Raw genomic sequence first — 20,734 nt, 5'->3', positions numbered from 1 at the left:
ATGACTGTACAAGAAATTTCACGAGTGATCGATGGCAAACGTGTTATTGTGAAGAAACCTGAACTGTTAATCCCTGCGGGTAACTTAGAAAAATTAAAAGTAGCTATCCATTACGGGGCAGATGCTGTATATTTAGGTGGACAAGAATTTGGTCTTCGTTCGAATGCAGGTAACTTTACGCTAGAAGAAATGGCAGAAGGCGTTGAGTTTGCAAAGAAGTATGGAGCAAAAATATACGTAACAACAAATATCTTTGCACATAATGAAAATATGGACGGGCTAGAGGAATATTTAAAAGGGATTGAAAAAGCTGGCGTAACGGGAATTATCGTTGCTGATCCGCTTATCATTGAGACTTGTAAACGCGTAGCGCCTTCTGTTGAGGTGCATTTAAGCACACAGCAATCACTATCCAACTGGAAAGCAGCACAGTATTGGAAAGAAGAAGGTTTACATCGTCTTGTATTAGCTCGTGAAGCAAGCTATGAAGAAATGAAAGAAATTAAAGAAAAAGTGGATATTGAAATTGAAGCATTCGTACATGGTGCAATGTGTATCGCATATTCAGGAAGATGTACATTAAGTAACCATATGACAGCGCGTGATTCTAATCGTGGTGGTTGTTGCCAATCTTGCCGCTGGGATTATGATTTAGTTCAAACAGTATCACAACATAAAGATGCAAAAGAGCTTCCTCTATTCCAAGAAGGAGATGCTCACTTTGCGATGAGTCCAAAAGATTTAAATTTAATTTTATCAATTCCGAAAATGATTGAAATCGGAATCGATAGCTTAAAGGTAGAAGGACGTATGAAATCAATCCATTACGTAGCGACTGTAGCAACTGTATATCGTAAAGTAATTGATGCTTATTGTGCGGATCCAGATAACTTTGAGTTTAAACAAGAATGGTTAGATGAGCTTGATAAATGTGCAAATCGTGATACAGCTCCTGCATTCTTTGAAGGGGTTCCAGGACATCAAGAGCAAATGTTTGGAAATCATAGTAAGAAAACAACGTATGATTTTGCTGGTTTAGTGTTAGATTATAATGAAGAAACGGGCATCGTAACGATTGAGCAACGTAATCATTTCAAACCAGGACATGAAGTGGAGTTCTTTGGACCAGAAATAGAAAACTTTACGCAAACGGTGGAGAAAATTTGGGATGAGGATGGAAACGAATTAGATGCAGCGAGACATCCGTTGCAAATCGTGAAATTCAAAGTGGATCAACGAGTGTATGTGAATAATATGATGCGCAAAAGCATACTTCAATAAGAAAGAGTGATAGTCGAATGGGGACGAATAAGCCTGTTGTAATTGGAATTGCTGGTGGTTCGGGATCAGGTAAAACGAGTGTAACGAAAGCGATTTTTGACCATTTTAAAGGTCATTCTATTTTAATCTTAGAGCAAGATTATTATTACAAAGATCAAAGCCATTTACCAATGGAAGAGCGTTTAAAAACAAATTATGATCATCCGCTTGCGTTTGATAATGATCTGTTAATTGAACATTTGCAGCAGTTGCTTGCATATGAGCAAATTGATAAGCCTGTATATGACTATACATTGCATACGCGTTCAGAAGAAATTATTCCAGTTGAGCCGAAAGATGTAATTATTTTAGAAGGAATTCTTATTTTAGAAGACCCACGTCTTTGCGAGTTAATGGACATTAAATTATTCGTTGATACGGATGCTGACCTTCGTATTCTGCGTCGCATGCAGCGTGATATTAAAGAGCGCGGTCGTACGATGGATTCAGTTATTGATCAGTACGTAAATGTTGTACGTCCAATGCACAATCAATTTATTGAGCCTTCTAAGAAATTTGCGGATATTATTATCCCTGAAGGTGGACAAAACCACGTTGCAATTGATATTATGGTGACAAAAATTGCAACAATTCTTGAACAAAAAGTAAATTTGTAATAGCATAGTAAAAGATATACGGTAGGAAGGGATTTTTTCCCTTCCTATCGAATACAATGAAACATGCAACCTCATCTATATATAGGTGAGGGCATATTTATATCAACTTTCCATACATATCTTCTTTATATAAAGAAGAATTGGAAATACGGGGTTGTATGTGACAACTCCGCTAGTGCAAGGGTACTAGAAACCTCCGCTAACAATGGAAGCGGAGGAGTTTTCATATGGAACTCCTCTTTTTTTCGGGGGATTGGTATATAAAAGGAGTGGAAAATATGTCAACAGAAAAAACATACCCTATGACGCAAGAGGGTAAGCAAAAACTAGAGAACGAACTTGAGCAATTAAAAACAGTAAGACGTAAAGAAGTAGTAGAACGTATTAAAATCGCACGTAGCTTCGGGGACCTTTCTGAGAACTCTGAGTACGATGCAGCGAAAGATGAGCAAGCGTTCGTAGAAGGACGTATTACACAATTAGAAAATATGATTCGTAACGCAGTTATCATTAAAGATAATGGCGAAGTATCTACTGTTGTTACATTAGGTAAAACAGTAACATTTAAAGAATTACCAAATGGAGATGAAGAAGCGTACACAATCGTAGGTAGCGCGGAAGCTGACCCATTTGAAGGAAGAATTTCTAACGATTCTCCAATCGCAAAAAGCTTATTAGGTAAGCAAATTGGTGAGAAAGTAACAATCCAAACACCAGGCGGAGAAATGCAAGTAGAGATTGTCTCTGTAAAATAAAAAAAAGATTCTCCTATCGGGAGAATCTTTTTTTTATCCCGCTATTTGCCAGGCAGTAAGACCACTATCTCAAACTTCAGCGGAAGTAAAGAAGTTAGGTGGGCGTCGGACTGCTCGTAAACGCCCGCTTGGTGAGGGCTAATTAAAGTTTCACTTTATCTGTAGAATAGAAAAAATTGTGTAAACCTGGGAGTGATTCGACAAAAAATGTCAAAAAAACATTTTAAACTTTGATATCATAATTGGAGAATATAGGTTTCAAAAGGGAAAAGGGGCTAATTATGAAACATAAAATCTTTACAGGATTGGTTTGTAGTATCTCTATATTAGGACTTGCTGCCTGCGGAACGAAAGAGGAAACTACATCATCAAAGGGAGAAAAAGTGAAGCAAGAAGAAAAACAGGATATTAAAGCAACTGAGAGTTCAAAAGCAACTGAGAGTTCAAAAGCCTTAGCAAATCCACAAGATAAAAAGGAATTCAATGATTTTGATGTAGCGTATCAATTAGCTATTGTGATGAAAATATTTCAAGATGTAACGATTAAGTACGATTATGCGATTGGGAATCCAGATTATTTATTGCGAGATTCGATGGATCAAAAAACAATAGATGATATGAAGAATATGTTACAAGAACAGGCGAAAAATAATGATAAAATTTTAAAAGATGAAGTGAATCAAGCATATACATATTTAAAACAATCGAAAGTAAGTAATAAAGATGACGTTCAAAAAATAATAGATGCACAAAATAATTATTTACATATTGTAGATAAGATGATTACTTGTATTGATTCTGTAACAGTTGAGAATGCAAAAGAAAAAAGAAATGAAATGGATAATTTCAGTAAGGACTATTTAAAAGTAGCGGCTAATGTAACAACTACTGTAATTGAAGTTGCTAAAAACACTGGAGTGAATGAAACTGAATTTAAATCGCTTCTTACGAAATTTTTAGAGAAGCCAAAAAAACAATAATAGCTTTATATAATATCTATTTTTGTTTTGGAGCTTGTATAAATAAAATAGTACCTCGTCTAAACTACAATAGACGAGGTGTTTTTTATGAAAATAAAACGGAGAATTACAATTGTTTTAATTTGTTTTATGAGCGTTATGTTTTTATTGCTTTGTCGTTTAATCCAAATTCAAATTATAGATACAGAATCATTTACTGATCGCAAAATAAATTTAATTGAAAAAAGTGTTACGCAACGCACACAATCCATTACAGTAGACGATGGACGTGGGCAGTTTATAGATCGTAATGGTAAAGAAATAGGTGAGGAAAAATATCCTGTTTTAATTATTTTTCCATTTTTACAAATAAAAAATGACATGTTAGAGAAAATCGCGCATATCATTGGTGTGTCGAGACAAGAGATTAGAAGACAAATGAAAAATAACAAAAATGCATTTACCCTACAAGGAGAAACTGCTCCATTTCGAGTGACACGAGAGCAGATGGAGAAGGTAAATGAATTACATGTATTAGGTATTGTAGCAGCTGAAGTGCGATTAAAACAAACTGGAGAGATAAGTCATTTAATTGGTGATGTAGGGGAGAACGAAAGGGAATTTCAAAAGCGATATGGAGAATTGAAAAAAATTTCAAAACAAACGCCGATAGGTATTTCAGGATTACAGCAATCATTTGATGAATTTCTATTGACTGATGGAGAGGCAAAAGTATTATATCAAGTAGATCGGCAAGGAGAACCAATTTTCGGAAAGCAAGCGAAATACACTTCACCAGGAAATCCATTTTATCCAGTTAGGATTCAAACTACTTTACATAAAGAGTTGCAGCAAAAAGCAGAAGAAGTGATTGAAGCAAACGAAATAAAGAAGGGGGGATTAGTATTACTTGATGTAAAGACAAATGAAATATTAGCGATGGTTAGTAAGCCGTCTTTACAAGTAAGGGATGAGAATTTATATAAAACTACACTTGAAAATCAAATGTTAACGCCACATTTTCCAGGCTCGGTTTTTAAAACAGTAGTTGCAGTTGCAGTCATTGATCAAAAAGTAAATTTGTTTAATCGGACATTTAACTGTAATAAAGATTTATATGGTGAAAACGACCCGCAAGTTAGGATGGGTACGCTTAACTTTAAAGAGAGCTTTGCTAGGAGCTGTAACAGGACATTTTCCGAGTTAGGTAACGAGCTATTACAAAAGGATAGGACGGTGTTAGAAACATACGTAGCAGCTCTAGGAGCAAATGAAAAGGTTGGATGGAAAGGTTCTGTATTTCATACACCTCATTTTGAGCAAATGTCAGAAGAGAAAGGCACTACTATTTGGGGGAATGAAGAAAATAAAAGTAATAAAAAAGCGGTAGAACAAACAGCGATTGGACAGAAAGATGTACGTATATCACCTCTAGCAATTGCCAATATGATGGCGACGATTGCGAGGAATGGAGAAAAGATGGAAGTGAAAGCTGTTGAAAAAATAGTATATAAAAATGGAGCGGATTTTTTTACATTTGAGAGCCATACGTTAAATGGAAAACAGCTTTCGTATGAAACAGTGAAAACATTACAAGAGTTATTAAGAGGCGTTGTAACAAGGGAGAAAGGAACAGGAACGGCATTCCGTTCGTTGCCACTAAGTGTCGCTGGAAAATCCGGGACAGCGCAAACGGGGAAAGGGACGAGGGTGAATCGCTGGTTTGCAGGTTATTTTCCGTATGAGAATCCAAGATATGCTTTAGTTGTTGTTGATCTAGAGACTGATAGCAAAGTGAATAAAGTTACACCTATTTTTAAAGATATGGTGGGAGCAATCTATCAATTGGAGAATGAAAAGTAATCTTGCAATTTATAGTGAAATGTCTTCATTTCATGAAAATATCATTGTAAATGTTCAACCTTTCTAGATTTAATGTTACAATAGCAATTAGGAAAAACTGCATGGAGGTTTGGAGAATGGCAGGAGGATCAAGATTCCAACAGAAACAACAAAAACGTCGTCAAAACGGTGTTTTAAATATTGCAATCGCTATTGTATTACTATTAGTAGCTATTGTAGCATATCAATTGTTCGTTCCTAGTACGAAAGAGCAAGCATCTTCTACTGATAAGAAAGTCTCTCAACAAACAACAAAGAATGAGAAAGCTGGAAAATCAGAAGATAAAGAATCTGCTAAGAAAAAAGAAAAAGAACAAGAGCAAGCAGAAGCTAAGAAAAAAGCTGAAGAAGAGAAGCTAAAGGCTGAAGAAGAACAGAAAAAAGCTGAAGAAGAAGCGAAAGCTAACGAGAAAGTATCAGCTGAAAAAACTGTATCTAAGGCAAAAGAGGCTTACACAAAACCTTCTTGGAAAGCTGTAGGAACAGAACAAGGTTCATCACCGGCGATGACGTTTAAACAAGGGTCATCAGATTGGAATGAGATGCAAAGTGCAATTGCTGCAGGTGTTGAGATACCGAAAGAGCAATTAGTATTCCATTTTGTTGGAAGAGACAAAACTGGAAAGAGCAAAGCTTATGGTGATGTTCAAGATAAGCAAAGTGGGAAAAGATATTACGTAAATATTGATTGGGTAGACAATGAGGGCTGGAAACCAGTACTTGTTCAAACTCTAAACTAAAAAAGAGAAGCTCCTTAGGAGCTTCTCTTTTTTGTTAACGCAATTTCTTTAATTTAAAATGAACAACCGCGCTATAATACGGTCTTTTGCTTTCAGGATCCATAACCATTTGATGAGAGATGTGATGAACTTCAAGCATAAGCGCTTTATTATTATCGATTTGTTCACTAATTTTTCGTTCTAAAGAAGCTAAGTCTCCCGCTTCAAAAAACTCTACTTTATCTTCTAACATTTCAAAGGTAAATGACATGAAGACGGCCCCTCTCCTATGTAATCAACTATAGTGTAACAAAGAAAAGAAGGAAATACCATGTACATTTCAATTGACATTTTTAGAAAGAGGGAATATCATACTGATAAAACCGATAAGAAAAAGGGGAATTTTTATGGGTACAGAATTTAATGGTTTATTTGATGAGTGGGCTCATACGTACGACTCATTTGTACAAGGCGAAGATATACAATATAAAGAAGTTTTCGCCCATTATGAGGACATTCTAGAGGATGTAGTTAACAAGTCATTTGGTAATGTATTAGAATTTGGTGTCGGTACAGGTAATTTAACAAATAAATTATTACTTGCTGGCCGCACAGTTTACGGTATAGAACCGTCGCGTGAAATGCGCATGATTGCAAAAGAGAAATTGCCAAAAGAATTTTCAATTACAGAGGGTGATTTTCTTTCGTTTGAAGTTCCAAATTCAATTGATACCATTGTAAGCACCTATGCATTTCATCATTTAACAGATGATGAAAAAAATGTAGCGATTGCGAAGTATAGTCAATTGCTAAACAAAGGTGGTAAAATAGTGTTTGCTGATACGATATTTGCAGATCAAGATGCATATGATAAAACTGTTGAAACAGCACAAGAAAGAGGTTTCCACCAGTTAGCAAACGATTTGCAAACGGAATACTATACACGTATTCCAGTTATGCAGACTATTTTTGAAAACAATGGCTTCCATGTAACATTCACGAGATTAAATCATTTCGTTTGGGTAATGGAGGCAACTAAGCAATAGAAAGAGGGATTAGATTGAGAATTGCTGTAATTGGAGCAATGGAAGAAGAAGTACGTATTTTACGTGACAAATTAGAACAAGCAGAAACAGAAACGGTTGCTGGTTGTGAATTTACGAAAGGGCTATTAGCAGGGCATGAAGTAATCTTGTTAAAGTCCGGTATTGGTAAAGTAAACGCAGCGATGTCAACGACAATTTTATTAGAAAAATATAAGCCTGAAAAAGTAATTAATACTGGTTCAGCTGGTGGATTCCATCATTCTCTAAACGTTGGTGATGTAGTTATTTCCACTGAAGTTCGTCACCATGACGTAGATGTAACAGCATTTAACTATGAATATGGTCAAGTACCAGGAATGCCGCCTGGATTTAAAGCTGATGAGGCGTTAGTTGCATTAGCTGAGAAATGTATGCAGGCTGAAGAAAATATTCAAGTTGTAAAAGGTATGATTGCAACAGGTGATTCATTTATGAGTGATCCGAACCGCGTTGCAGCCATCCGTGATAAATTTGAAAATCTTTATGCGGTAGAAATGGAAGCAGCAGCTGTTGCACAAGTATGCCACCAATATGAAATTCCGTTTGTTATCATTCGCGCACTTTCTGATATTGCTGGTAAAGAATCAAATGTTTCATTTGATCAGTTTTTAGATCAAGCAGCTCTTCATTCTACAAACTTTATCGTAAAAGTGTTAGAAGAGTTAAAGTAATGTAACAAAAAGGCAACTGTCTCATATAAAGAAAATACATACAGTTGCCTTTTCTTTATTGGCAAACAAGGGGGAGAACACGATGAATGTATATCGTGGAGTTCATGAGTTAATTGGTCATACACCAATTGTAGAAATTACTCGTTTTTCACTTCCAACAGGGGTCCGTTTATTTGCAAAGCTTGAATTTTATAATCCAGGCGGAAGCGTTAAGGATCGTTTAGGAAGAGAATTAATCGAAGATGCGCTAGAAAAAGGGCTTGTTACCCAGGGTGGAACAATTATTGAACCGACTGCTGGGAATACTGGTATTGGACTGGCACTTGCAGCATTAGAGCATGATTTACGTGTTATTGTTTGTGTACCAGAGAAATTTAGTATTGAAAAACAAGAATTAATGAAAGCACTAGGTGCAACTGTCGTGCATACACCGACTGAGCAAGGAATGACCGGTGCAATTGCCAAAGCAAAAGAGTTAGTAAATGAAATACCGAATTCATACTCTCCAAGTCAGTTCGCAAATGAGGCAAATCCTCGTGCATATTTTAAAACATTAGGACCTGAACTGTGGGACGCATTGAATGGAGAGATTAACATATTTGTTGCTGGAGCAGGAACTGGCGGTACATTTATGGGGACTGCATCTTATTTGAAAGAAAAAAATATAGATATTAAAACAGTTATCGTAGAGCCAGAAGGATCTATTTTAAATGGTGGTAAGGCTGGTTCACATGAGACCGAAGGAATTGGACTGGAATTTATCCCGCCATTTTTGAAGACATCTTATTTTGATGAAATTCATACGATTTCTGATCGAAATGCATTTTTACGAGTGAAAGAATTAGCGCAAAAAGAAGGACTTCTCGTTGGGAGCTCTTCAGGAGCAGCATTTCATGCGAGCTTACTTGAGGCAGAGAAGGCAGCACCAGGTACAAATATTGTAACCATTTTTCCTGATAGCAGTGAGCGCTATTTAAGTAAAGACATATACAAAGGATGGGAATAAAAAATGAGAGCAAAGACAAAGTTAATTCATGGTATTCGCATAGGAGAACCTTCAACTGGATCTGTAAACGTACCGATTTATCAAACAAGTACGTACAAACAAGAAGCAGTTGGTAAGCATCAAGGATATGAATATTCACGTACAGGTAACCCAACACGTGCAGCTTTAGAAGAAATGATTGCTGTATTAGAAAATGGGCATGCTGGATTTGCATTTGGTTCAGGAATGGCTGCTATTACAGCGACAATTATGTTGTTCTCAAAAGGTGACCACGTTATTTTAACAGATGATGTTTATGGCGGAACATACCGCGTTATTACAAAAGTATTAAACCGTTTCGGTATTGAGCATACATTTGTAGATACAACAAACTTAGAGGAAGTTAAAGAAGCGATTCGTCCAAATACGAAAGCAATTTATGTGGAAACACCAACGAACCCACTACTAAAAATTACTGATATTAAGAAAATATCTACTCTTGCTAAAGAGAAAGACTTATTAACAATTATTGATAACACATTCATGACGCCATATTGGCAGTCGCCGATTTCTTTAGGAGCAGATATTGTGCTTCATAGTGCAACGAAATATTTAGGAGGTCATAGTGACGTAGTTGCAGGTCTAGTAGTTGTAAATAGCCCACAACTAGCAGAAGATCTTCACTTTGTACAAAACTCAACAGGAGGTATTCTTGGGCCGCAAGATAGCTTCTTACTACTTCGTGGTTTAAAAACATTAGGAATTCGTATGGAAGAACATGAAACGAATTCACGCGCTATTGCTGAGTTCTTAAATAATCATCCAAAAGTAAATAAAGTATATTACCCAGGTCTTGAATCACATCAAAACCACGAATTAGCAACAGAACAAGCAAATGGATTTGGTGCTATTATCTCATTTGATGTAGATAGTGAAGAGACATTAAATAAAGTACTTGAGAAATTGCAGTACTTTACACTTGCTGAAAGTTTAGGAGCAGTAGAAAGTTTAATTTCTATTCCATCTCAAATGACACATGCATCAATCCCAGCTGATCGCCGCAAAGAATTAGGAATTACAGATACATTAATTCGTATTTCTGTCGGTATTGAAGATGGTGAAGATTTAATTGAAGATTTAGCACAAGCGCTAGCATAATAAAAAAACGCACTGCTAATATAGAGCAGTGCGTTTTTTTATTACATCATTTTGTGAAATATTTCACAAAATAGACATACACAAACGAAATGATTTCATGTATATTGAATTCAGGAAATGTTACTCACGAACAAACTTGTGAAACATTTCACAAACAATGAAATTCATGTAGGAAAGCATCTCTATTTTTTTATGTTAATTGGGACTTATTTTGACCTATAGGGACATATAAGGACCGTGATAGTAGAATAGGAGGAAATTTACATGGTAGTCAAAGAGAAAGTTGTAAATGAAATGCAGGAAGTAAAAAAGATGATTGATACGCTAGTAAATAATGGTCAACAAGCTTTACAAGCATTAGAAAGTTTTACACAAGAGGAAATTGACAACATTGTTCATGAAATGGCATTAGCAGGTGTTGATCAACATATGCCGCTAGCAAAATTGGCAGTTGAAGAAACTGGCCGTGGTGTATATGAAGACAAATGCATTAAAAATGTTTTTGCCACTGAATATATTTGGCATAGTATAAAGCAAGATAAAACGGTAGGAATTATTCACGAAGATTCTCATGAAGAAATAATAGAAATCGCGGAACCTGTCGGTGTAGTAGCTGGGGTAACGCCAGTAACGAATCCAACGTCGACAACAATGTTTAAAGCGTTAATTGCGATAAAAACAAGAAATCCAATTATTTTCGCATTTCATCCTTCCGCACAAAAATGTTCTGTGGCAGCGGCGAAAACAGTATATGATGCAGCGATGAAAGCTGGTGCACCAAAACACTGTATTCAATGGATTGAAAGACCGTCTGTTGAAGCGACGAAACAATTAATGAACCATGATGGTGTAGCACTCGTTCTAGCAACTGGAGGCGCTGGTATGGTGAAATCAGCTTACTCTACTGGAAAACCAGCGTTAGGTGTTGGTCCTGGTAATGTACCGTGTTATATAGAAAAATCAGCACATGTAAAACGAGCTGTTAATGATTTAATTTTATCGAAAACATTTGATAACGGTATGATTTGTGCATCGGAACAAGCAATCATTGTCGATAAAGAAATCTATGATGATGTTAAAACAGAAATGATTGAAAACAATTGTTACTTTGTAACAGAAGAAGAAAGAAAAAAATTAGAAAAGCTTGTTATAAATGAAAATACATGTGCTGTAAATAGTGATATTGTAGGGAAATCAGCACAGTATATTGCCGATTTAGTTGGGATTACTGTTCCTGAACATACAAAAATGCTTGTAGCTGAAATTCAAGGTATCGGAGCAGCATATCCGTTATCTCGTGAGAAACTGAGTCCAGTATTAGCTTGTGTGAAGGCGAATTCATTAGAAGAAGGATTTACATATTGCGAAGAAATGTTGAACCTAGGTGGTTTAGGACATTCAGCAGTTATCCATTCTACAAATAAAGATGTGCAAAAGCAATTTGGGTTACGTATGAAAGCTTGCCGTCTCATTGTAAATGCACCTTCATCACAAGGTGGAATAGGGGATATATATAATGGATTTATTCCATCACTTACACTTGGTTGTGGTTCATACGGAAAGAATTCAGTTTCCCAAAATGTAACAGCCACTCATTTATTAAATATAAAAAGGCTGGCAAATAGAAAAAAGAATATGCAGTGGTTCAAATTGCCACCAAAAATTTATTTTGAAAAACATGCTACAGCTTATTTAGCAAATATGCCTAACATTTCACGTGCATTTATTGTAACGGATCCTGGAATGGTTGAACATGGCTATGTCGATACAGTCGCGCACTATTTAAACAAGCATGCAAATGATGTGAAAGTTGAAGTTTTCTTTGAGGTCGAACCAGATCCATCAGATGAAACTGTTTTTAAAGGTGCGGAAATGATGAGAAGCTTTAAGCCAGATGTAATTATCGCACTTGGTGGTGGTTCAGCTATGGATGCAGCAAAAGGAATGTGGTTATTCTATGAGCATCCAGAAACGACATTCTATGGCATTAAACAGAAGTTTTTAGATATAAGAAAACGTACATGTAAATATCCGGAATTAGGAAATAAGGCGCAGTTTGTTGCGATTCCAACGACATCAGGAACGGGATCAGAAGTGACACCATTTGCGGTTATTACCGATAAGAAAAATAATATAAAGTATCCGCTTGCAGATTATGAATTAACACCAGATGTAGCAATTGTTGATCCGCAATTTGTAATGACAGTACCACCACATGTAACAGCAGATACTGGTATGGATGTTTTAACACATGCAATTGAGGCGTATGTGTCTGTTATGGCAAATGACTATACAGATGGATTAGCATTAAAAGCTATTGATCTCGTATTCAAATATTTACCGAGAGCATATAAAGATGGAAATGATGAAGAAGCAAGAGAAAAAATGCATAACGCTTCTGCAATTGCAGGTATGGCATTTGCAAATGCTTTCCTCGGTATTAATCACAGCTTAGCACATAAAATTGGACCAGAATTCCATATTCCGCACGGACGCGCAAATGCCATTCTAATGCCGCATGTAGTCCGCTATAATGCTATTAAGCCAAGAAAACACGCATTGTTCCCAAAATATGAGCACTTTGTGGCAGATGAAAGATATGCACATATAGCGAGAATGCTCGGGCTTCCAGCAAGCTCGGCAGCAGAAGGGGTGGAATCACTCGTCAAAGCAATTATTGAGCTTGGAAAAAGCTTAAATATTAATATGAGTATTGCAGGACAAGGAGTAGATAAAGAGCAATTTGAAGAGGTTGTTGGAGTATTAGCAGAAAGAGCTTTTGAAGATCAATGTACAACTGCTAATCCAAAGTTGCCACTTATTTCAGAACTGAAAGAAATTTATATGGAAGCATATAAAGGTGAATAATGATTACAAAAGAGCCGCAGTAAAGCGGCTCTTTTTTTATTGGAAAACATCTCCCAGAATGGCTGTATTTACTGGTCTTTCAGTTTCATAGAATATGATACAGTGAAATGGAGGAGTGAGAATATAATGAAAGAATTAAAAGGAAAAATAGAAGACTATACTCGGTTCGGACAAATTCTTCTCGCTGTAAGTACATTGTTAATGGTTGGCTTGTTGATTCCGAATGGAGCAAAAGAGACAATCCAATTTTTTGTTATGATGGGGAGCATCGTTATATTTTTAAGTTTATCGTTCTTTTTCTTTCAGCGTGTGAAAGTGATGCGTGACCAGCTAGAGGAAAATGAATGTGAATAATATTGTTAAGTAGAGCGCGGCGAAAAGAAAAAATCTTTTTGTCACGCTTTTTGTTTTTTGTAGAAAAATGTATGCGTTTCGTGTTGACAATGATAATCCTTATCAATTAAAGTAGAATAGTAGTTAATGATTATCATTATCAATTAGAGGTGAAGGAATGAAAAAATCTATTACGCTATTTACAGCGATTTTATCTATTTTTTTCTTGTTAATAGGTTGCAGTGCCAAAGGGGACGAAAAAGCGTCTGCAACCAAAACAGAAAAAGGAAAAGAGAAAATCGAAATTACTGACCTATCAGGAAGAAAGGTAACATTCGATAAAGTGCCAGAAAATTTTGCAACATTAAGTATGGGGGACATGGATATTATTCATGCTTTAGGTGGAAAAATAGTAGGTCGCCCGGATACGAAATTAACTCTTCCAGAGGAGTTAAAGAAAGCACAAGTAATTGGGAATGCACATCAACCGAATTTTGAGCAAATTGCTAGTTTAAAGCCCGATGTACTTGTTGCTAACAATGGATTCCAAAAGAATGTGCCAACGGTTGAAGGACAAGGAACGCAAGTTATCATTTCTTCTGCGAATTCTGTACAAGATATTCAAAAGAATATTGAATTATATGGAACGGTAATGAAGAAAGAAGATAAAGCAAAAGAAATTAATCAAAAAATGAATGATCAAATGAAGAAATATGAGAAAAAGAGCGATGTGAAAGCATTGCTAGTGTATGGCGCACCAGGTACTTATTTAGCGGCATTACCAACATCTTTATCAGGTGATATTTTAGAAAAAACAGGCGGAAAAAATATTGCTTCTGATTTTCCAGAAACGAAAGAATATCCGCAATATGCACAGCTAAGTGTAGAACGTATTATTGAGGCGAATCCAGATGTGATTTATTTAATTACACACGGAGATCCAAAAAGTGTGAAAAAAGCATTCGAAGGCGAAATGATGAAAAATGAAGCGTGGAAAAATTTAGAGGCAGTAAAACAAAACCGTGTAGTTATTTTGCCACCTGATTTATTTGGATCTAATCCTGGTACAAAAGTTACAGAAGCAATGGATTTTATGTATAAAAGTATACAAGATGTAAGGAAATGATACGTATGGAAAGTAGTGAAGTAGTAAGAGAAAAGGAACATCCTTTTGCGAAAAAAAGATGGATAATAGCAGTTACTTTAGTTATATTAACAATCCTAGGTCTCTTGTACGGTCTTTTCGCAGGAAGTTTATCCTTTTCTATACGAGATATTTTAACAGGTATACAAGAGGAAGGTTCGACAGTTCATCGAATTGTATGGGATCTTCGCATACCGAGAGTGCTTATTGGGTTTATAGTAGGAACATGTTTAGCTGCATCTGGTACACTGCTACAAGGGGTTATGAGAAACCCTCTTGCAGATCCTGGTATTATCGGAGTTTCATCTGGAGCAGGCTTTGTAGCAATTGTCATCATGATTTTATTCCCACAGCATCTAGCTTTTTTACCACTAGGGGCGTTTTTAGGAGCTTTCATAACAGCGATGGTTATTTATGCTTTATCATGGCAAAAAGGGGCACCACCTTCAAGGATCGTCTTAGTAGGGGTGTCGATCAATGCATTAATTGGTGCAGCAACGTCAGCATTAATGTTATTACATAGTGACAAAGTACAATCGGTGTTACCGTGGTTAGCGGGCGGTATTGGTGGTGTAAGTTGGGCACATTTAAACATGATTATTTATTATGCAATAGTCGCCATTATATTAGCTTTCTTTGGTATTAAGCATATTCGAGTGTTAATGCTTGGAGATGAAATGGCAAAGTTATTAGGACATAATGTGGAAAAAAGTCGGTTTTATTTAATCGTAGTAAGTACATTATTAGCTGGAATTGCAGTAAGTGTGTCTGGTCTTATTGGATTTGTCGGTCTTGTCGTACCACATATGCTACGTTTATTAGTTGGAAATGATTATAGATATTTGCTACCTTTATCATGCCTTGGCGGCGGGGTATTACTTGTTTTTGCGGATGCAATAGCTCGAAGTTGGTTTGACCCAATCGAATTGCCTGTTGGTATTTTACTGTCCTTCTTAGGTGGTCCGTTCTTCTTATATTTAATTCATAGAGGAGGAAAACAAAGTGATTTCCGTTAACAAAGTGTTTTACGCACACTCTGAAAGATTTCAAATGCAAAATATGAATGTACATATTAAGGTTGGAGAAATCGTTAGTTTAATTGGTCCGAATGGATCGGGAAAATCTACTTTGCTTCGTTTAATAGCAAGGCTACTGAAACAAAGCGAAGGGGACATCATTTTAGATGGGAAAAATATTCATATGATGAAGAGTGCTGATGTAGCGAAGCAATTAGCAATGTTACCACAAATGCATGATCATCAATTAGACTTAACAGTGAAAGAACTAATTGAGTTCGGAAGAGGTCCACATAAATCATGGAGTAGCCGCTTAAATAAAGAAGATGAAGAAATTGTTGATTGGGCATTGTCTGTTACAAATCTTGAAGGGTATGAATATCGTCTTTTACATTCTTTATCAGGAGGGGAACGGCAACGTGCTTGGATTGCGATGACGCTAGCGCAACGTACAAATGTCTTATTATTGGATGAACCAACAACCTTTTTAGATATCGTTCACCAGTTGGAAGTAATGGAACTTGTGAAACGATTAAATGAGGAGTTTGGAATGACAATTATAATGGTTTTACATGACATTAACCAAGCTGCTCAATATAGTGATCGTTTACTTGTATTAAAGCGAGGAAAGATTCAGTATGATGGTATACCAGAAGAAGTACTATGCCATGAAATGTTTCAACATGTATTTGGCATAGATGTAGATATTTTTCAGGGAAGTGACAAGCCTTTTTTTACACCGAAACGAATTTCTAAAAGGGGAGAAGAGCGATGCAAACAGAAGAGCGTATTACCACTGAATTAGTAAGAGAATTTGTTATGGCAGCTCACGGGGATTTAGAGAAAGTACAAGAGCTATTGGTTGAATCACCAAGCTTACTTCACGCTTCTTATAATTGGGGTGGATCAGATTGGGAAAGTGCGTTAGGCGCATCGGCACATGTAGGTCGTAAAGATATTGCTCTTTATTTACTAGAAAAGGGTGCTCGGATGGATATTTTTGCAGCAGCTATGCTTGGTGAATTAGAAGTTGTACAAGCTATTTTAGTAGCTCAACCAGAAGCATTGCGTGCATCTGGCCCTCATGGTATTTCTCTTCTTCAACATGCACGAATGGGTGGAGAGAAATCTAAGCGTGTATATGATTATCTAGCAATACTATCTTAATGAACGAAGGAAGTTCTTATGAGCGGTAAACTTTTCACTTGAAACAATTGGAAAGTTTACCGCCCGTTAGAACGGGATAAGTATCTAGTATATTTGAAAATCCTACACCCCCCTCAATTGTAGTTTTCTTTATGCTAGTTATGATATGGATGCAGTGGACAATATTTGTCTACTGCTTTTTTTAGTTATTTGGAATGAATATTGTGTATTTTATCGTTGGTTCATTTATCCCGCTATTTTCCAGGCAGTAAGACTCTTGCCTAAAAATTCAGTTAAAGCAAAGAAGTTAGACGGGAGATCCACTGCCCGTAAACGTCCGATTGGTAAAGGCTAATAATCAGTGGGGTGAACAAAATTCCCCACTGATTAAAGTTTCACTTTATAATAAATAGTAACATACCGTATACATACAAAACATGATCGTGAAATGAAGAATAAATTAGTGGAAAGGAGTGCCAGCATGTTTCATACAGAACGTTTACAAATTCGCAAATATACAATGGATGATTTACAGTTCTACGCTTCACTATGGGGGAACGAGAAGGTAATGCGTTATATTGGAAATGGGACATTAAAAACATATATGCAGTGTAAAAAAAGTCTGGAGGAATGGGTGATTCCTAGCTATAAAAACGGTCTCGGTTTATTTGTATTGATTGAAAAGGAAACGGGAACAAGAATTGGTCATGCAGGGCTGGTAAAGCAGAAAATAGATGGAAAAGAGGAAATTGAAATTGGTTATTGGTTACTTCCTCAGTATTGGGGAAAAGGGTATGCAAAAGAAGCGGCGGCAGCATTTCGTGACTATGGTTTCCAAGCATTACGAATGAATAAATTAATTTCTCTTATTAATCCGAATCATCCTGCCTCAATATTTGTTGCTAGAAAAACTGGGCTCAGCTACGAGAAAACAACGTCATTTCATGGAATCGATGCTCTAGTTTATTCTATTAAGCGTGTTGGATGAAAAAATTACTTTTTTAAAGGTAAATTGCATTTTTTGAAGAATGGTATATGAAAATAAAGGGAGGGGTTACATGTACATTTATCATAATGGACTTATTATTCGTGAGGGAACGAGTAGTGTACCAGCATATGCAATTAAAGCTTTATTTGAAGATGCCGGTTGGAGTAATGATAATATCCCTTCTTGGCAAATTGAAAAATTTACGATAGCATTCGAAAATTCAACATGGGCTTTCACAATTTGGGATGAGGAAGAGATGATTGCGATGGTTAGAGTCATTTCTGATGGAATTATGATTGCGAACATAGTAAATTTAGTTGTGAAGTGTGAATATAGAGGGAAGGGATTAGGTAAGAAGCTTGTAGCTCTTTGCCTGCAAAAACTTCCCCACGGTGATTGGTTTGCGCATACATCAGCGAACAATTTTGATTTTTATAGAAGTTGTGGATTTGAAGTTAGAGAGCTATCGAGAAATGGAACATGTGCGTATTATGGATACCAAGTCGCGAAAAGAGATGGTCACCGATAAATGAATGGAAAGTAAAAAAGTATAGCGAGGTAATTTTGAGACTTTTGATAATAGAGAATGGATTGAGGCTCGTTTTATGATAAAATAAAAGAAAATTCTGTTTATTATTAGGGGGATAAAAATGAGTGTAAAAGCTGGGGATGTATTTAAATATGAAAGAAGATTTACTGAGGAAGAAGTTTTTGAATTTGCAAATATTACCGGTGATAAAGGTAGACACCATGTGGAATACGATGAAAATGGAAGATTAATGGTTCATGGTTTATTGACTGCTAGCATTGGAACGAAAGTGGGAGAAGAGTTACATTACATAGCAAGAGAATTAGTAAGTGAGTTTATTAGACCAGTTTTCACAGGAGATACGATCACTTGTGAACTAACTTTAACAAATGTTGAGCAAATGGAAGGCTATAAAAAAGTTTCAATCGAGTCAGTTTATCGCAATCAGCATGAAAAGACTGTACTAGTTGGGACAAGTTATGGAATTATAAGGGGATAAAAAAGAAGCCTGTTTAACAGGCTTCTTTTTTTTATTATTTAATAAACACGTTTTCGATTTTCCGCATAACTAGAGATGAGTAATAATGCAGTTTCTTCTCCTATATTACGAACAATATGAGGAACGCATGCATTCCATGAGAAAGAATCACCTTCTTCTACAATTGCAATATCTTCACCGTGCTGAACTTCTAGTTTTCCGCGTAATACAAGGTGACATTCTTCCCCTTCATGGGCATTTGGTGAGTTTTCTTTCGGGAATCCAGTAGGGATTTCTACTAAAGATAGGCGAAGGCCCCCTTGCTCCGCAACATGTTCAATTCTTTGCTCATCTTTGCCGTATACACTGTATTTCCGTTCTTCTTTTTTGACAATTTTTAATCGATCTTTTTGCTCTAACAATAAATAGGGAAGGGGAACGTTTAAAAAATTGGAGATCGTTTCTAAAGTTGAGATAGATGGTGATGTTTTATTATTTTCAACCTGACTCATAAATCCTTTAGAAAGACCTGTTCCCTCACAAATTTGTGCGATTGTTATGCCCCTACGTTGACGAATTTCACGTATTGCAGAACCAATATTCATAAAATCAAGCTCCTTTTTGTAAACAACTATTTGTATCATAGCAAAAAAAATATATTTTTTCCCAGTGAAAATGAATTGACGAATAAAAAAAATTAGTGTATGTTTTGTAATGTAAATAAAAGTTTTGTATAAGAAAACTATAAAGGAGAGAAAGAAATGAATCAACATATTGGTAACTTAATTATTCGTATCGTGTTAGGGGTAACATTCTTCATGCACGGTTTAACAAAATTCCAATCAGGAATTGACAATATTGCAGGGTGGTTTACAAGCATTGGTTTACCAGGAGGACTTGCATACGGTGTAGCAACATTTGAATTAGTTGGAGGCCTATTATTAATTCTAGGTTTAGGTGTAAGATATATTGGATTATTATTTGCGCTTGTTATGGTTGGAGCAATCGTAAAAGTGAAATGGTCAGCTGGTTTATTGGGAGATGGAAAAAATCCTGGTTTCGAATTAGAACTTGCATTATTAGCAATGGGTGCATATTTATTTGTTGCAAAAGCTGATGGTTTTGTAGATAATTTCTTAAAAGAAAAAATGTCAAAGAAGAACTAATTTAAATGGGGGGGCTAACAAGATGAGTTTTCAACTTCATCCCGATACAACACTTGATGTTGTTCATTTATACGTATCTAATGTAAAGAAATCACTAGAGTTTTATACGGAAGTACTAAGTATGAAGGTGCTAAAAGAAGAAGAAGCAGTCGTTACATTTGGGAATGAAAATGATGAACCACTTCTTATCATTGAAGAAAAGAAAGAAGCTTTTCCGAAACAAAGAGGAAGAACAGGGTTATATCATTACGCAATTTTATTACCAAGTAGGCAGGATTTAGCGAATGTTCTTCGTCATCTTGTAGAGATGGTATATCCACTACATGGCGGAGCCGATCATTACTTTAGTGAAGCTCTTTATTTAGCTGATCCAGATGGAAACGGGATTGAAATTTATCATGATCGACAAAAAGAAGTTTGGCGTGATGAGAATGGAGAACTCCCATTTGTTAGTAACCCGTTAGCTGGTGAAGAATTATTACAGCAAGGAAGTACATGGAATGGATTTCCAGCTGGTACTGTGATGGGGCATATTCATTTCCATGTAGCTGATTTAGAGGAAGCGAAACGTTTCTATGTTGATGGTCTTGGTTTTGAAGTAACGATCCCAGCTCGTAATGGAGCGTTGTTCGTATCAGCAGGTGGTTATCATCACCATATCGGTTTAAATACGTGGCAAGGTGAAGGGGTACCACCGCAAATGCCAGGTTCTGTTGGTTTAAAATATTTCACAATTGTACTAGCGGATGAAAAACAAAAAGAGCAAGTATGTGAAAGCTTAAAAAATATTGGCAAGATTGCTACGTACAAAGATGGAATATTACAAGTCGAGGATCCATTTGGACATTGTATCCATTTCAAAATAAAAGGAGAAGCCTAAAAAGGCTTCTCTTTT

The 20,734-nt window shown here is 36.2% G+C and carries 23 protein-coding genes; 21 read left to right on the top strand and 2 right to left on the bottom strand.

Annotated elements, in window-relative coordinates:
* The 6 genes from GD442_RS21490 (at position 1) to GD442_RS21465 (ending at position 6,293) form a co-directional block, all read left to right on the top strand.
* On the top strand, positions 1-1,281 hold the full coding sequence (locus GD442_RS21490) for a peptidase U32 family protein (protein ID WP_000217974.1): 1,281 nt from the start codon (positions 1-3) through the stop codon (positions 1,279-1,281).
* Positions 1,282-1,298: 17 nt separating this feature from the next.
* Positions 1,299-1,937, top strand: a complete 639-nt coding sequence (gene udk, locus GD442_RS21485) for a uridine kinase (RefSeq protein ID WP_000537078.1) — start codon at positions 1,299-1,301, stop codon at positions 1,935-1,937.
* A 278-nt stretch (positions 1,938-2,215) separates the two neighbouring features.
* Positions 2,216-2,692 carry a transcription elongation factor GreA gene (gene greA / locus GD442_RS21480; RefSeq protein ID WP_014894880.1) on the top strand — a complete coding sequence of 159 codons (477 nt, stop codon included), beginning with the start codon at positions 2,216-2,218 and terminating at the stop codon, positions 2,690-2,692.
* 281 nt (positions 2,693-2,973) lie between these two features.
* Positions 2,974-3,672 carry a hypothetical protein gene (locus GD442_RS21475; RefSeq protein WP_000680872.1) on the top strand — a complete coding sequence of 233 codons (699 nt, stop codon included), beginning with the start codon at positions 2,974-2,976 and terminating at the stop codon, positions 3,670-3,672.
* 87 nt (positions 3,673-3,759) lie between these two features.
* A complete protein-coding gene (locus GD442_RS21470; RefSeq protein ID WP_159365192.1) occupies positions 3,760-5,514 on the top strand; it encodes a peptidoglycan D,D-transpeptidase FtsI family protein in 1,755 nt (584 codons plus the stop codon).
* 116 nt (positions 5,515-5,630) lie between these two features.
* The gene (locus GD442_RS21465; protein WP_000897098.1) at positions 5,631-6,293 is read left to right on the top strand and encodes a YrrS family protein; all 663 of its coding nucleotides are present in this window, start codon (positions 5,631-5,633) and stop codon (positions 6,291-6,293) included.
* A 34-nt stretch (positions 6,294-6,327) separates the two neighbouring features.
* On the opposite strand, the gene GD442_RS21460 is transcribed toward GD442_RS21465, so the two are convergent.
* Entirely contained in the window at positions 6,328-6,543 is a 216-nt protein-coding gene (locus GD442_RS21460; protein WP_000010984.1) for a YrzA family protein, read from the bottom strand.
* A 136-nt stretch (positions 6,544-6,679) separates the two neighbouring features.
* On the opposite strand from GD442_RS21460, the gene GD442_RS21455 reads away from it, so the two are divergent.
* The 13 genes from GD442_RS21455 to GD442_RS21395 all read left to right on the top strand — a co-directional run bounded on the left by GD442_RS21455 (position 6,680) and on the right by GD442_RS21395 (position 18,694).
* Positions 6,680-7,318, top strand: a complete 639-nt coding sequence (locus GD442_RS21455) for a class I SAM-dependent DNA methyltransferase (RefSeq protein WP_000536321.1) — start codon at positions 6,680-6,682, stop codon at positions 7,316-7,318.
* Between the two features lie 14 nt (positions 7,319-7,332).
* Positions 7,333-8,028: a 5'-methylthioadenosine/S-adenosylhomocysteine nucleosidase gene (gene mtnN, locus GD442_RS21450; RefSeq protein ID WP_001217024.1), complete on the top strand. Its 696-nt coding sequence runs from the start codon at positions 7,333-7,335 to the stop codon at positions 8,026-8,028.
* A gap of 82 nt (positions 8,029-8,110) precedes the next feature.
* Positions 8,111-9,034 (top strand): O-acetylserine dependent cystathionine beta-synthase, encoded by a 924-nt coding sequence (locus GD442_RS21445; RefSeq protein ID WP_001103883.1) that lies wholly within the window; start codon positions 8,111-8,113, stop codon positions 9,032-9,034.
* Between the two features lie 3 nt (positions 9,035-9,037).
* Entirely contained in the window at positions 9,038-10,171 is a 1,134-nt protein-coding gene (locus tag GD442_RS21440) for a bifunctional cystathionine gamma-lyase/homocysteine desulfhydrase (RefSeq protein ID WP_001201917.1), read from the top strand.
* Between the two features lie 264 nt (positions 10,172-10,435).
* A complete protein-coding gene (adhE, locus tag GD442_RS21435; protein WP_000260512.1) occupies positions 10,436-13,039 on the top strand; it encodes a bifunctional acetaldehyde-CoA/alcohol dehydrogenase in 2,604 nt (867 codons plus the stop codon).
* Positions 13,040-13,165: 126 nt separating this feature from the next.
* Complete coding sequence (locus GD442_RS21430) at positions 13,166-13,393, top strand: YrhC family protein (protein WP_000661263.1); 228 nt, start codon at positions 13,166-13,168, stop codon at positions 13,391-13,393.
* 157 nt (positions 13,394-13,550) lie between these two features.
* Positions 13,551-14,498 (top strand): ABC transporter substrate-binding protein, encoded by a 948-nt coding sequence (locus tag GD442_RS21425; protein ID WP_000748452.1) that lies wholly within the window; start codon positions 13,551-13,553, stop codon positions 14,496-14,498.
* 5 nt (positions 14,499-14,503) lie between these two features.
* A complete protein-coding gene (locus GD442_RS21420) occupies positions 14,504-15,532 on the top strand; it encodes a FecCD family ABC transporter permease (protein WP_002204710.1) in 1,029 nt (342 codons plus the stop codon).
* The gene (locus GD442_RS21415; protein ID WP_000626552.1) at positions 15,519-16,337 is read left to right on the top strand and encodes an ABC transporter ATP-binding protein; all 819 of its coding nucleotides are present in this window, start codon (positions 15,519-15,521) and stop codon (positions 16,335-16,337) included. Before GD442_RS21420 ends, GD442_RS21415 begins: the two co-directional genes overlap by 14 nt.
* Complete coding sequence (locus GD442_RS21410; RefSeq protein WP_001192766.1) at positions 16,304-16,699, top strand: ankyrin repeat domain-containing protein; 396 nt, start codon at positions 16,304-16,306, stop codon at positions 16,697-16,699. The genes GD442_RS21415 and GD442_RS21410 overlap by 34 nt, the downstream gene beginning before the upstream one ends.
* A 427-nt stretch (positions 16,700-17,126) precedes the next feature.
* Complete coding sequence (locus GD442_RS21405) at positions 17,127-17,666, top strand: GNAT family N-acetyltransferase (RefSeq protein ID WP_004408018.1); 540 nt, start codon at positions 17,127-17,129, stop codon at positions 17,664-17,666.
* Between the two features lie 70 nt (positions 17,667-17,736).
* The gene (locus GD442_RS21400; RefSeq protein WP_000276126.1) at positions 17,737-18,195 is read left to right on the top strand and encodes a GNAT family N-acetyltransferase; all 459 of its coding nucleotides are present in this window, start codon (positions 17,737-17,739) and stop codon (positions 18,193-18,195) included.
* Positions 18,196-18,316: 121 nt separating this feature from the next.
* Entirely contained in the window at positions 18,317-18,694 is a 378-nt protein-coding gene (locus GD442_RS21395) for a hotdog family protein (protein ID WP_000111564.1), read from the top strand.
* A gap of 38 nt (positions 18,695-18,732) precedes the next feature.
* Here GD442_RS21395 and GD442_RS21390 read toward each other — a convergent pair whose 3' ends face one another.
* Complete coding sequence (locus tag GD442_RS21390; protein ID WP_001020693.1) at positions 18,733-19,278, bottom strand: helix-turn-helix domain-containing protein; 546 nt, start codon at positions 19,276-19,278, stop codon at positions 18,733-18,735.
* A 156-nt stretch (positions 19,279-19,434) separates the two neighbouring features.
* On the opposite strand from GD442_RS21390, the gene GD442_RS21385 reads away from it, so the two are divergent.
* Both GD442_RS21385 and GD442_RS21380 read left to right on the top strand, forming a co-directional pair.
* Positions 19,435-19,839: a DoxX family protein gene (locus tag GD442_RS21385; RefSeq protein WP_001071553.1), complete on the top strand. Its 405-nt coding sequence runs from the start codon at positions 19,435-19,437 to the stop codon at positions 19,837-19,839.
* A gap of 22 nt (positions 19,840-19,861) precedes the next feature.
* Positions 19,862-20,719: a VOC family protein gene (locus GD442_RS21380; protein ID WP_000009840.1), complete on the top strand. Its 858-nt coding sequence runs from the start codon at positions 19,862-19,864 to the stop codon at positions 20,717-20,719.
* Positions 20,720-20,734 lie beyond the last annotated feature (15 nt).

Origin of the sequence: Bacillus sp. A260 (assembly GCF_009861435.1) — a bacterium.
Lineage (GTDB): Bacteria > Bacillota > Bacilli > Bacillales > Bacillaceae_G > Bacillus_A > Bacillus_A cereus.
This window is presented reverse-complemented; position numbering and strand designations above follow the sequence as displayed.